Source organism: Stieleria neptunia (genome assembly GCF_007754155.1).
GTDB lineage: Bacteria > Planctomycetota > Planctomycetia > Pirellulales > Pirellulaceae > Stieleria > Stieleria neptunia.
Genome location: NZ_CP037423.1, coordinates 10722642 through 10736489 on the forward strand (window position 1 = coordinate 10722642; position 13848 = coordinate 10736489).

At 60.0% G+C, this 13848-nt stretch carries 7 protein-coding genes; 5 read left to right on the plus strand and 2 right to left on the minus strand.

Features of this window, described 5'->3' with window-relative positions; translation table 11 throughout:
- The first annotated feature begins 21 nt into the window (after positions 1-21).
- From Enr13x_RS38705 to Enr13x_RS36695, 4 genes are all read left to right on the plus strand, one after another.
- Positions 22-2613 carry a YfbK domain-containing protein gene (locus Enr13x_RS38705; RefSeq protein WP_197455645.1) on the plus strand — a complete coding sequence of 864 codons (2592 nt, stop codon included), beginning with the start codon at positions 22-24 and terminating at the stop codon, positions 2611-2613.
- 302 nt (positions 2614-2915) lie between these two features.
- A complete protein-coding gene (locus Enr13x_RS36685; RefSeq protein ID WP_145391872.1) occupies positions 2916-3860 on the plus strand; it encodes a hypothetical protein in 945 nt (314 codons plus the stop codon).
- An 8-nt stretch (positions 3861-3868) separates the two neighbouring features.
- Entirely contained in the window at positions 3869-4846 is a 978-nt protein-coding gene (locus Enr13x_RS36690; protein WP_145391873.1) for a hypothetical protein, read from the plus strand.
- Positions 4847-5712: 866 nt separating this feature from the next.
- Positions 5713-7011, plus strand: a complete 1299-nt coding sequence (locus Enr13x_RS36695; protein ID WP_145391874.1) for a citrate synthase — start codon at positions 5713-5715, stop codon at positions 7009-7011.
- Positions 7012-7526: 515 nt separating this feature from the next.
- On the opposite strand, the gene Enr13x_RS36700 is transcribed toward Enr13x_RS36695, so the two are convergent.
- Positions 7527-10529 carry a response regulator gene (locus Enr13x_RS36700; protein ID WP_145391875.1) on the minus strand — a complete coding sequence of 1001 codons (3003 nt, stop codon included), beginning with the start codon at positions 10527-10529 and terminating at the stop codon, positions 7527-7529.
- A 457-nt stretch (positions 10530-10986) separates the two neighbouring features.
- On the opposite strand from Enr13x_RS36700, the gene Enr13x_RS36705 reads away from it, so the two are divergent.
- Positions 10987-12699 (plus strand): hypothetical protein, encoded by a 1713-nt coding sequence (locus Enr13x_RS36705; RefSeq protein ID WP_145391876.1) that lies wholly within the window; start codon positions 10987-10989, stop codon positions 12697-12699.
- A gap of 177 nt (positions 12700-12876) precedes the next feature.
- Here the strand turns inward: Enr13x_RS36705 and Enr13x_RS36710 are convergent, their stop codons facing one another.
- On the minus strand, positions 12877-13815 hold the full coding sequence (locus tag Enr13x_RS36710; protein ID WP_145391877.1) for an SHD1 domain-containing protein: 939 nt from the start codon (positions 13813-13815) through the stop codon (positions 12877-12879).
- Between the last annotated feature and the right edge of the window lie 33 nt (positions 13816-13848).

Below are 13848 nucleotides of genomic sequence, written 5' to 3' on the forward strand. Positions count from 1 at the left end.
ACCTTCCCGAGAATCAGAACCATGGCATCCGAACCCACCGACCAACGAGCAAGGATCGAAGAGCGCGCGACCGCGTTTGTGTTCGGCGAACTGGCGCGCGAGGAAGCGACCGAATTCATGAAGTTGATGGACGGGTCACCGGAAGTCCGGGCGATCGTCGCGTCGGTTCGTGACGCCGTCGGGGCCGTCAAAGCCGAGTTCGCCGCAGACACCGAGGGCGTCAATCTGGCCGACCGTCAACGCATCGAAAACGCCATCCGTGACCCGCTGCCCCAGCCGCCGCCGGTGGTGGCGACCACGTCGGATGCCTCAACGCGAACCTGGGTGCTCGGGCTGGCCATCGCGGCGACCTTGCTGCTGGTCTCCGGGCTCACGCTGCCCGCGCTCAATCGAGTCATCACGGCGAACACCGACACCCGCCAGCTGCGCGAGCGGATCAGCCAGATGGAAACCGAACAACAGCGGCTGGTCGCAGAAAAACGTTCGGTGGAAAGGGAACTGGCGGCCGTCCGTGCGACGCTTGCCGACGGCGCTGTCTTGCCCGCCCAACCGAATCCGGGAAACGTTCCGACGACAGACGTGGAGACAACCGAGCCCCACGCTCCATCCCTGGCAAGCTCCGGCACCGGAGCACAGGACGCCGAGACACCAAACACCGAGCCCGCCGACACCGGCGCGACCGAAATCGAGACTCCGGCAATGCAGCCCGAGCTGGCCACCGATGCGCAGCCCGAACCGACGACACGACGACAGAACGAACCCACCGAACCAGGCGGGACGCTAGACGAACGCACCATGCTGGCCCACTCAGAGCTGGCCCACTCAGAGCTGGCCCACTCAGAGCTGGCCCACTCAGAGCTGGCCCACTCAGAGCTGGCCCACTCAGAGCTGGCCCAGTCAGAGCTCGCCCAGTCAGTGCTCGCCCAATCGGAGCAAGTGGACGAGGAGGGCGCGCAAGGCCGACCGAACGGTCCCGCCACTGCGATCCCGATGAATCCGCTGCTGGCCCAGCCGGTGCCGCCGCCCTATGGCGGTCGTCCGCGGCGCCCGCCCCAAGGCCCGGAGTTTCGGGTCGGAGATGCCGAAGACATGGCAGAAATGATGGGTGCCGGTAGGGAGATGATCGGCAATGGTCTGGCCGCCGGACAACCCGCCGGACAACCGCGACCAAGTCTGAGCGACGGAGATCAATTCGCGCCGATCATCGAGAACCCTTTCCTGCCGGTTGCCAGCGCGCCGCTTTCGACATTTTCGATCGACGTCGATTCCGCCGCCTATGCCAAGGTGCGGATGAATCTGACCGAGTACAATCAATGGCCCAATCCGGACGCGGTCCGAATCGAAGAACTGATCAATTCCTTCGACTACCACTACGCGCCTCCGCAAGACGACCGTCCCTTCGCCGCGGCGATGGAGATCGCCGAGTGTCCTTGGAACGGGAAACATCGATTGGCCCGAATCGGCATCCAGGCCAAGGTCGCCGACGCCGATCGACCGCCGAGCAATCTGGTGTTCTTGCTGGACGTGTCGGGGTCGATGAATCGCCCCAACAAATTGCCGCTGGTGGTCGGTGGCATGAAAATGCTGGTCGAGCAACTCGGCGAAAACGATTCGGTCGCGATTGTGGTTTACGCCGGGGCGGCCGGCTTGGTGCTCGATGCGACCGCCGGAGACCGCAAGAAGGTCATCATCGATTCGCTTGATCGCGTTCGTGCCGGCGGGGCGACCGACGGCGGCCACGGCATTCAACTGGCCTACAGCATCGCCCGCGACCACTTCGTCGACGGTGGCACCAATCGCGTCATCTTGTGCAGCGACGGTGATTTCAACCTCGGCCTCGCCGATACCGACGAACTGATCCAAGTGGTCGAAAACAATGCCAAACGCGACATTTTCTTGACCGTGCTCGGGTTCGGCAGCGACAAACACAACGACGCAGTGTTGGACCAGATCCGCAACAAGGGCAATGGCCACTATGCATTCATCGATCGCCCAGACCAAGCCCACCAAGTGTTGGTCGAGCAGATGCAGGGCAGTCTGGTAACCGTCGCCAAAGACGTCGACATTCAAGTCGAGTTCAACCCGATGGAAGTCGAATCCTATCGAATGATCGGTTGCGAAAACCGTATCTTGAATGCGAAAGATTTCGACGACGACGATCAAGACGGTGAAATCGAAGCCGGACACACGGTCACGGCGTTGTATGAGATCGTTCCCAGACGCAAGCTCCAGTCCGAAGATCCGGCGCCGACTCCCGCGCCGCTGGACGACTTGAAATACCAACGCCCCGTTCGCTACAGCGATCAAGCCGCCAGCGGCGAGATCTTGACGCTGAAGCTTCGCTACCAACCGCCGACAGGCGATCAACGCAAACGGATCGAGTTTGCGGTCAAAGACAGCGGCAAGGCATTCCGCCGCACCGACCGCGATTTCCAATTCGCCGCATCGGTCGCCGCCTTCGCCATGCTGCTGCGAAACTCCCCGCACAAGGGCGATTGCAACTTTGACATGGTCGAAGAAATCGCCACCGCCGGCGCCCAGGACGATCGCTCGGGTTACCGCGACGAGTTTCTTTCCTTGGTCAAACTGGCGAAACAACTCGGTGAAGAATGAGACCGGCGGGACGCGTGCGACGATCCCGAGGGACGTCGATTTTTTTGCTGCAGGATTTTGCAAACGATTTAGTTTCTCCCCCTCTGGGTTCGTGGCGCGGGGCTATCCGGAGGTGTCGCTGCGCTCACCTCCGGCTACGCGCTGCGACCCCGTCCGGGGTCGATTTGCGACAACTTCCGGCGACGCGCCGCGTCGCCCGTCCGGGGTCGACTTGCGACAACTTTGCTTTTTTCCCGCCCCGCGATCACGTCCGCCGTGCCTGCTACACTGACGGTTTTCCACCGAATGCATGCGGGGGTTTCATGGCGACTGACCTTGCCAATTCGACATCGGATCAGCTGGAGATCTCGTGCCAATCGTGCGGCGCGAAGCTTGTGCTGGAATCGCATCTGCGCTCGACACTTTGCCCCTATTGTGCTTCGCCATCGATCGTCAGCCGCCCGCCGTCGGCCAATCGGCCCTCGCCGACGTTTCTGGTCGGGTTTGTCGTCGATCACGAGCACGCGACCAAGGCGGTCAAAAATTGGGTCGCCGGCAGCCACATGTTTGCGCGATCGGATTTCAAGGCCGCCGTGCCGGAACTGACCCGAGGCGTCTATCTGCCCGCCTACTTGTATGGCGCGGTGGCCAACACACGGTACTCGGCAAGCATCGGCGAGAATTACACCGAGACCGAAACCTACACGACCACCGATTCGAAAGGCAAACGGGTCACACGAACGCGGACGGTGACAAAAACCGAGTGGCGTCCCCTGGCCGGAAACCACTGCTGTTACGTCGTCGACGTGATCGTCAGCGCGTCCAAGGGTGTCACCAACGCGGCCCTGGAGGCCGTCGAGCCGTTTGACCTGCGTGCGTTGCGGCGTTACGCCGATTCCTTCATCTCCGGATGGCTTGCCGAGGAACCCTCTCGCACCCAGGACGATTGTTTCCAAATGGCACACGACGAAACGGTTGCCAAAGTCGGGGCGATGCTGAAAAACTTTATGCCCGGAGACTCCCACAGCAACCTGCAGTACCAGACCGATCTATCGCACGAAGTGATTGATTTGGTGTTGCTGCCGATTTGGACCTATGCGGTGCGTTACGCGGAAGACCGACCGCCGGTGCAGATTTTGGTCAACGGCCAAACCGGCCGTGTCGCGGGCAAGGTCCCCGTCTCGGCCGCCAAAGTCACCTTCGCGGTCGTCGGCGTGCTGTTGTTGATCGGAATCCTCGTCCTGTTGTTCATGGCGGCGCAAGGATGAGCGAAACGATGAATGAAACCCAAATCGCTGAAATCAATTGCAGCCGTTGCGAATCGCCGCTGGAATCCGGCGATCTGCGCTGTGCGATCTGTGGCCAAGCGGCCTTGAATGCAGAGGCAACCGAGCGGAAGAAACTGGCGGTGCAGATCCTGCGCTGCACCGGTTGTGGCGCGGCGATCGCCTACGACCCGAAACACCAAGCCCCCTCGTGTTCGTTTTGTGGCGACGTGGTCAAAGTCGAATCGATCGATGACCCGATGGAACAAACCGAGCACTACTTGCCGTTCACCGTCACGGCCGACGAAGCCCGCGCGGCGCTGCGAGGCTGGCTGGATTCGCGGGGCTGGTTCCGCCCCTCGGACCTGTCCGCGTCGGCTCAATTGACCCAACTGAAACCGCTGTGGTGGGTCGCCTGGGTGTTCGACGCCGAGGCGTTTGTCAGTTGGGCGGCGGATTCCAACGAAGGCTCCGGTCGATCGGACTGGGCGCCGCATTCGGGCCAGAACAACATCCAGTTTGATGACATCCTCGTTTCCGCGTCGCGCGGATTAAGCGTCAGTGAAGCGGCCGCGATCAGTCCGGGCATGAATCTGGCGACCAAGCGGGAGACGCCCGAAGGGGCCGATCGCGATGCGACACTGGAACAGTTTGACGTCCAGCGTTCTCAGGCACGGCAAGAGGTTTCCGCGGCGATCCACCGCATGGCCTCCGAGCGGGCGCAACAACACTTCATCCCCGGCACTCGTTTTCGCAACGTCAAGGTCGCGATCGTGCTGCGCCGGCTCATCACGCGGCGATTGTCGATGCCGGCCTACGTCCTGGCCTATCGCTACAAAGACCGCTTGTACCGCGTGGTGATCTGCGGCCAAGACATTCGGCGGATGGTCGGCACGTCGCCCAAATCATTGATCAAGATGATCGCCGTCGCCCTGCTGGTCGCCGCCGTCGCCCTGGTGTTCCTGTTGATCCTCGCCGCGGGGAGTTAGTGGTCCGTCAACTTTTAAACTTAGGGTGCCGCTCAATCGACATTGAGGGGCGTCCGGACGCTGGCGGGAACCGGCTAATGTCAATTGATGATCAGCCGTTTGGCGCGAGCCTACGGGCCCCTGCGTTGGTCAACACCTTCTCGACTTAGCGGTATTGGGCGCGCGCTGTTCCGCTACTACCTTCGACGCCAAAGTGCGCGGCATGACCCCGACGGGGTCAAAGCCAATAGCCGGAGGTGAGCGAAGCGCCACCTCCGGAAATCCGGTCCCCCGTCAAACGCGACCCCGAAGGGTGTCGAAGCAAAAGACGTCGGCGCCCTCGGACCCGGCCAGCCCGCACGCTCAAGCTCACCCATCAACTCCTTTGCGAACGCAGACTGCCGCACCGCCGGCGGATGGATTCGCTGCGACCCCGCCCGGGGTCGAGGGGATTGTGGGACGTGTTTCCCGGAGGTGGTGCTGCGCTGACCTCCGGCTACTCGCTGGCATCCCTCCGGGATACTTGGTTCGTGGCCGCTCTCCTTTGAAACCAAACGGAGTGATGCTTGTTCGCGGCAGGGCTCGCGCCCAATACCGCTAGTTCCCTCAGTGCCACGTAAGTGGCGTTGCATGACATCTCAGCATCGGTTGCATGTTTTGTAAGCGAACGACAGGGTCACGATAAGAATTCGATCAGGGCGAAGCGCGCCATTTTCGCCGATTGGCCGGCCAAAGGCCTGCAGTTTGCCGCCTTTTCTTGAACTTGCTGCATGTGCGGGTTTGCACGCGTCGTCGAATCCCACATTCGATGGCGTAACGGCACGTTAGATGCTTCTTGGCACGAGATTGAGCCGCTCATCGATCCTCTTGCCTCCCAAAACCTTCCCATGGCCACCGAAACCACCGAAGTGAACGAGACCACCGAACTGAATCTTGGCGACAAACGCGTCGAATTGCCGATCGTCGTCGGGACGGAGGATGAATGTGCCGTCGACATCTCGAATCTCCGCAGCCAAACCGGCTTCATCACGCTGGACGAGGGCTACCGCAATACCGGTTCGGTGCGTTCCGGGATCACCTTCATCAACGGGGAAGAAGGTGTGCTTCGCTACCGTGGGATCCCGATCGAGCAACTGGCTGAATCTTCCAACTTTATTGAAACCGCGCTGCTGCTGATCTATGGCGAACTCCCCTCGGCGGAACACTTGTCGCATTTTCGGCGGCTGCTGACCGAGCACGAGATGATCCATGAGGGGATGCGGAACTCGTTTTTGGGTTACCCCACCCATGGTCATCCGATGGCCATCTTGTCGTCGATGATCAACACCTTGTCGTGCTACAACGCCGACGTGATGGAGATGGAAGACGCGGCCTCGTTCGAAAATGCCGCCGCCAGGTTGATTTCCAAGATTCGTACCGTCGCGGCCTATGCGTACCGAACCTCGATCGGTCAGCCGCTCGTCTATCCGCATCCGGAACTGAGCTATTGCCGCAACTTTCTGCACCTGATGTTTTCCACGCCCAACCGAACGTTCGAACCGGATCCCGATGTCGTTCGCGCGTTGACACTGTTTCTGATCTTGCATGCCGACCACGAGCAGAACTGTTCGACCTCAACCGTTCGGATGGTCGGATCATCCGGGGCCAATTTGTTTGCGTCGTGTTCCGCCGGCGTTTGCGCCCTGTGGGGACCGCTGCACGGGGGTGCCAATGTCGCCGTGATGGACCAGCTGCAACGGATCAAGAGTTCGGGCATGAGCGTGAAAGAGTTGATCGAGCGTGTCAAACAAAAGAAGGAAAAGCTGTACGGGTTCGGCCACGGCGTCTATCGGAGTTATGATCCGCGCGCCGAAATCCTTCGCCGTCACGTGCCCAAGGTACTGGGCAAACTGGGGCGCAACGATCCACTGTTGGAGATCGCCAAAGAACTCGAAGAGATCGCCTTGAGTGACGACTATTTTGTCAGCCGCAATTTGTATCCGAACGTCGACTTCTATTCAGGGATCTTGTTGCGAGCGATCGGCATCCCGGTGAACATGTACACCGTGATGTTTGCCATCGGCCGGATGCCGGGTTGGATCGCGCACTGGAAAGAGGTCCGCGACAGTAACAGCCGCATCTACCGCCCGCGTCAGATCTACAACGGCCCGACAGTTCGCGATTACACCGCAATGGAGTGGCGTTAGTGGGCTGTCAAGCGTGTTGGTGTGCAGGCTTTAGGGATCGTCCAGCTTAAGGCGATCGCTTTTCGGATGTACGATGGCCCTTCCGGGCCGTCGCCCGTGGGGCTCTGCGCGACGACCTAGAAAGGACGTCGTACCACGCTCCGCTTTTAGAATACGATGGCCCTTCCGGGCCGTCGTCCTTCGGACTCTGTCCGACGACCTAGAAAGGACGTCGTACAACGCTCCGCTTTTAGAGTACGATGGCCCTTCCGGGCCGTCGTCCTTCGGACTCTGTCCGACGACCTAGAAAGGACGTCGTACCACGCTCCGCTTTTTGAGTACGATGGCCCTTCCGGGCCGTCGTCCGTGGGGCTCTGGGCGACGACCGAGAAAGAACGTCGTACAGCGGTCCGCTGAGCGCATCACACTCCATCGACGAGATCATTAGGATTCCTCGCGTTTCGCATCGTTCCTCAGCTGGACGCCTACAGGCTAACACCAACGGTTGCTGAATCTGCGTCTCACTGCGGCTCGTCTCACTGGGCGATGCGTTCGCCGTTGACGACCCGACGCGCGTCAGCGACCGCGGCATCGAGTTGCTGACGAAGTTGAGCCACGGTGGGATCGGATTCAGCAAGCGAATCGCTCGTCGCCTGCTGTTCGACCTGAAACGCAAGATCAGCCATGGAAGCCAGACCGAGTGCCTGCAACGCGCCTTTCAGCGTGTGGGCCGAGCGCCTCGCCGCTTGACAGTCTTCGTCCGCCAACGCCTGTTCCAATTCGCTCATCAATCGCGGCGTCTCCTCCAAGAATGCGGCCAAGATGTCGATCAACAGATTCTGATCTCCGGCACACAACTCCAACGCCTTCGACCAATCCGTCGGATCCGTGGCGGCGGACGACTCGACCTCGGCACGATCGAACTCCGGGGATGAATCACCGGACGGATCAGCCGGTGAATCGTCAACAAAAAACGATGAAATTGCGTCACGCAATTCGTTGATTCGAAGCGGTTTGGAGACGTAGCCATCCATGCCGGCCGCCAGGCACTTTTCTTGGTCGCCGGCTAAAGCATGGGCGGTCAATGCGATGATCGGCACGTGACCGCCTTGTTCTCGTTCGGCCTCGCGGATCCTGCGCGTCGCTTCCATGCCATCCATCTCCGGCATCTGCACGTCCATCAACACGAGTTCGTACGATCCGGACAGATACTGCTCCAGGGCTTCCTTGCCGTCGCTGGCCAGGGTGACGGTGTGTCCCCACTTCTTCAGCAGGGCAATCGCCAACGTTTGATTGACCTGATTGTCCTCTGCCAGCAGGATGTTCAGCGGGCGAATGTCGCACTGGGCATCCGCCGTGGGCGATTCGTCGGGTTTTGCGATCGCCGATACTCCCAGCACACCCAGGACCGCGTCGAACAATTCCGTTTGCTTGACCGGTTTCATTAGATAACGATAAATCTCGAGTTCGTTCCAGCGTTGATGATCGCCGGGCTGATCGTAGGCCGTGCACGCGATCACCGGCAAATCCTTCAACGTGGGATCGCTTCGAATCTCGCTGACCAGGTCAAATCCACTGCGATTGGGCATGTGGACGTCCGTCAGCAGCAGCTGAAACGCAGCGTTTCGGATCTGGGCATCGCGCAAGGCCTCGATGGCCTGATCGGCGCTCGATACCGAGGTCGGACGCATCCCCCAACCACGGACCATTTCCTCCAAAATCATCAGACTGGTGGCAAGATCATCGACGATCAAAACCCGAGCGTCTTGCAGGGCCTGGGTGTCATGTTGGTCGACGACGTCCGCGTCCGTTTCGATGCCAAACACGCCGGTGAAATGAAAGGTGCTGCCGACCCCCAGTTCGCTTTCCACCCAAATCCGGCCTCCCATCATTTCGACCAATCGAGAACAGATGGCCAAGCCCAATCCGGTGCCGCCGAAGCGGCGCGCCGTGCCACCCTCGGCCTGCTCAAAGGCCTCAAAGATATGCGACAACTTATCCGCGGCGATTCCGATGCCGGTGTCACGCACCTGAAAGTGAATCTCGCACTCGTCGGCGGTCGCCGAATCCACCGAAACGCCGACCGCGATTTCCCCCTGTTCGGTGAACTTCAGTGCGTTGCCGACAAGATTCACCAAGATCTGTCGCAACCGATGCGCGTCGCCTTCCATCACAGGTGGAACATCGGGAGCGACGTGCAAGGTCAGTTCCACCTGCTTGGCACCGGCGCGCAACCCCATCGGCTTCATCATGTCGCCCAAACTTTCGCGAATCTCAAACGGCGTGGGGACCAAATCGAGTTTGCCGGCTTCGATCTTGGAAAAATCCAGGATGTCGTTGATGACGGACAGCAATGACTCACCCGACTCACGAACCAGCCCCAGATAATTGCGTTGTTCTTGCTCGAGCGAGGTATCGAGCAACAGTTCCGTGATTCCGATCACGGCACTCAGCGGTGTTCGTATCTCATGGCTCATGTTGGCCAAAAACTGACTTTTGGCGCGATTCGCCTCTTCGGCGGCAAGCTTGGCCAGCGTTGCCTCCTGGGCACTGCGTTGCGCCGTCGCATGGGCAAATTCCAATTGGTTCGCGTACTCGCGATAACGCTGGTTGGATCGCACCACCAAGTACACCAGGCTGCCCGCCAACAGCGCCAAGAGCACTCCCAAGACGCGCAACTGCGCGGCGTCGGGAGAGGCCGTCGGCCAACCGTCACTCGGAACTCCGTAGAGTTTCCAACTTCCCGTCGGAAGCGCAATCTCGGAGACGATCGGCTTGGCGTTGAGCAGGGATTCATTCCCGTGAATGATCTCCCCCGGCCCTCCCTGATCGTTGCGACCTCGGATCGCGATCGACAAATCATCGGGGACACTCGCCGAAATCTCGTCAAATAACACTTGCTTGTCAATCAGAATCGAGACCATTCCCCAGTAGTCACCGCCACCGGGTGACTGACCTGGCACCGTCTCGTTAACGGGCGCCCGATAGACAAACGCATAACCGCCCTGAATCAATTCGACGGGCCCATACAACCAAGGCTTTCCGGTTTCTTTGGCATGTATCGCCGCCGCACGTTGCTTCGGATCTTCGAGCAACTCGAATCCCACGGCGTCCTCATTCCCTTCCAGAGGATACACGTCGTTGATCACATCATTCTTGATCGACGTGACACTGCGGATCCCCTCCGCTTCCTGCATCAGCAAGGCAGAGATATCCGCAAATTCCTGGGACGTCATCTCTGGATGCACGGAAACATGCGCCTTTAGCCCCGATGTCAAATAGACGCGTTTGTTGATCGCCTTTTCCGCTTCCCCACGCACGGTCGCCAAATCCCGGACGGTGCGCGCCTGAATTTCCTGGACGTACCGCCCCCTGGAGTTCTTGTTCAGAACCCACACACAAACCAGCACGACCATGCTGGTTGCGGCGGCGGCCAGCAACGGAACCCAGGCGTCGAACGACAAACGGCTTGCCACTGATGCCGCGTCACGGGCTTGACGCCCGTCGCGTGTTTCCGTGGTGGCGATAGAATCGACCATTGTTGATGTACCCGACGGCCTTGCGATCTAACTGTCCTCATGCCAGTCGCCCTGGCAGATTTCAAATTGGCAACCGTCGATACCCCAAAACGATGTGAGCGTCCCTCAATCGTTCACGGAAAGGAAACGAAGTATTCGATTCCGAATCCCCATCCGCTTCGAAACTTTGCCGGCAGGAAACCATTGTACCGATATTCGGCGCGTATTAGTTCTTTAATCAGCCGCAGGGCGAGTGCATCTGCGGAATCGTGCTGCGTGATACGTAGAATCGTGGTCGTTGTGGATCCCGCTGATAAAAAACATCGGCCCCGTTGTGAACCGTCTTGGCGGTGACGTCGTAGGACTCCTTCACGTTGACTGTTGGCTCGCTTGTCTTTCGGGCGGACCAGACTGATCTGTTTCCCTGTTCCGTTGATCCATCGGCGCGGGGCTTCTCTTGAAGCAGGGGGTCGGTGTGATGGATGGTGAACAGGATTCTGTAGCCGCGTCGGATCTTGCGTCCCCTGTCGATGCCGCTCCGCCGCGGCAAACCTCCTTTGCCCGGTTTTTGTACAACCAGAATCCGTTCTACCTGATCAGTTGCTTGCTGGTCATCTACGGCTGCCAAAGTCTCGCCATCTCCGGCGGCAGCCTGATCGACAAATCGATCTCGATGGCCGGAGGCATCGCCGCCTACACACTTTTGATGGCCGTGGTTTGCGTCGGGGTGGTGCGGATCGCCAAGGTTTGGGATGACGCCCGGTCGATCTTTTTGGTGGTGGTGATCAGCCTGGTTGCCGTCACAACCGGCTTTGACGAGCTTTGCATCGGCGACCAATCCACGGCGAGTGTCTTCGCCGGCGCGGCCGCCGCGTTGATCTTGATCGTGACTGAAGGCATCCTGTGGCTGTGCAGGATTCGATTGAGCGTTTGGTATCGCGCCGCACTCTACGCGCACTACGCCGTGCTGATCGGGTTCCCGCTGCTGCTCGGCCGCGCCGTCGCGACGCGCAACGACCCGCTCGCCAATTGGGGATCGGTGCTGTTTTCGGTCGCCATCGGGGCGAGCGTCTTGTTGCTGATTCCCGCCATCCGCCGCGGCCGAGACTCGGTGCGTGACAACGGAACGCCGTGGACCTGGCCGCTTTATCCGCTGTCCGCCTTTGTGGTCTTGATCGTCTTGGCCGGTATCCGATCCCACGCGATCTGGATGTCGTTCGGATTCTACGGAGTCGCCGGAAAATTTGAACCGTTCTTGCTGTTGCCGATTCTGGCCGCGGTCATCGTGCTGATCGCCGAAGCCGGATTGGGCCTGCGCAACCAAGCCTTGCAAGGCCTGGCAATCGTCGGCACATCGGGGCTGTTGCTTTGCGCTTCGACGCGAAACGGTTCGACATGGTTGCCGATTCAAAGCGATCTGGCTTACCTATTCGGGTCCTCGCTGACCGTCTCGCTGGGCGTCATTTTTTTGGTTTACGCGTGGATGACGATGCGCGGCCTGCGCTACGCCGTCTTCGCAATGCCGACGACGTTGCTGGTGATGGGACTGGCCGCACCGCTGCCGGAAATCGGTCAGAGTGTCGGATTGGCGTCGTGGATGTTTCCGGCCGCCGCCTGCGTGATCCTGTTGGTGATGACGTTGCGGATGGCGAGCGCCGATTGGCTATGGGCAGCCTTGGCCGGCGTTGCGGCGACGACGATCGCGATGGCCGGCGATGCGTACGGTCGCCAGAACGACGGGCTGATCGCGGCGACCGCGTTTGCGACCCTGGCCATGCTGATCATCGGGGCAGTCTTCAAGACTCAGCTCGCCGTGTTCCTGCGTTATCTGGCCGCCGGCGTGATGTCGTTTGCGGCGATGATGATCGTGTTCCGATCCCTGCAAGATCCGCAGGATCTGATCTTGTTTGCGGGCGCCGGGATCGCGGTCGTCTCGTTCGCCTACGGCGTCCTGATTCGTCGCCGCGGCTGGCTCGCCGTCGCGGCCTTGCAAGCGGTCTTGTTCTGCGCGACGTTCAGTTACCAAGGCCACCGATCCGGAAAACTGCGACGCCTCAATTGGCCGATCGCTTCGGGGTTGGTGTGTCTGTGTGTCGGCGTCGCGATCACCACGGGCAAGACCGGACTGTACCGCCGGATCGCCGAACGCAAGGGCGACCGAAAACCGAGCGGTTTTCAAAGTGGTTTGTAAACCGGCGGGAAAGGCTTCGAGCCTGTCATCTCCACGTCCCTCGTTCCCAGGCTCCGCCTTGGAACGCAATGCCCACGTGGCTCTGCCACACGTCGTTTCCAGCCAGGAGGCAGGAGCCTCCAAGACAGCATGTCCCCGGGCAGAGCCCGGGAACAAGTACGCCGAAGTGCATGCCCGCTAGCGGCTGACTTTTCGAATCGGTCCGACGGTGAATCCGGGGTACTGCCGGAGCGCGTTGAACTTGGCTTGTTGACTGTTGCGTCCGGGCACGACGACCCAGCCGGGTGACGCCATGTTGCCCTGATTGGGATACAGCGTGACTTCCCAGAAACTGGTCAGCCCGGCCGTCACGGAATTCATCGCCAGGTTCGCGACCGCGATCTCGCGATTGATCGCCCGCTGGTGTTGCATCGCGGCCGCCATCGATTGCAAACGAAACGACTCATCATTCTTGGCTTCGTAATCATCTTGTCCGGCATCACCGTGTGCCGCGAGCCATTCGTCCCAACCGGTTTTCAAAATCTTCAAGCTCTCGTTGCTGAACAAGAAGAAGGGCACGGTGTATTCGTTTCCATCCTTGAGTTCGATCACGACGCCCTCGATGTCAAAGACGCGTGGCTGCCCTTTTTGCTTGAGGAGCCACGCATCGAACTTCCGGTCGTCGACGTCTTCGATCCCTTCCAGGTGCTCCAAGCTCTTTCGTATGATCACCTGGTAGACCGGCGGCAGTGACTTGTACTGCCGATCGTTGATCCATGATTTGGCGCGGCGCCGCTGCACGGTGACCTTCATTTTGGCATAGTCGACGATTCGACCGACAAGCCGATAACCGTCTTTCATGGTCCACGCCTGTTCCTTGTCCAGGTTTGCCCCGGAGAGCCGCGCCGCTTCTTCGCTTTGCAGGTATGCTTTGTCGGCATCGGACAGGACGTCGATCGGGAACATGCCCATCTCTCCGTCGTTTCGCTGGACAACGACGTGTTCCTGGTTGAACGCGAACAGCTCCGCATCGAGAGTGTAGGCACCCGTTTTGTCGGTCCAGGTTCGGGCGTGTAGGGTGGCGGCGAATCCACTACAGATGAGGGCCAGCGCGATCAGACGAGGGACACAAAGCATGACAGGTCTTCTCCAAAAGTGAATCGCATCGAC

Coding starts and splice junctions, on each gene's coding strand:
- Enr13x_RS38705 (WP_197455645.1), top strand. CDS start 22: ATGGCATCCGAACCCACCGACCAACGAGCAAGGATCGAAGAGCGCGCG.
- Enr13x_RS36685 (WP_145391872.1), top strand. CDS start 2,916: ATGGCGACTGACCTTGCCAATTCGACATCGGATCAGCTGGAGATCTCG.
- Enr13x_RS36690 (WP_145391873.1), top strand. CDS start 3,869: ATGAATGAAACCCAAATCGCTGAAATCAATTGCAGCCGTTGCGAATCG.
- Enr13x_RS36695 (WP_145391874.1), top strand. CDS start 5,713: ATGGCCACCGAAACCACCGAAGTGAACGAGACCACCGAACTGAATCTT.
- Enr13x_RS36700 (WP_145391875.1), bottom strand. CDS start 10,529: ATGGTCGATTCTATCGCCACCACGGAAACACGCGACGGGCGTCAAGCC.
- Enr13x_RS36705 (WP_145391876.1), top strand. CDS start 10,987: ATGGATGGTGAACAGGATTCTGTAGCCGCGTCGGATCTTGCGTCCCCT.
- Enr13x_RS36710 (WP_145391877.1), bottom strand. CDS start 13,815: ATGCTTTGTGTCCCTCGTCTGATCGCGCTGGCCCTCATCTGTAGTGGA.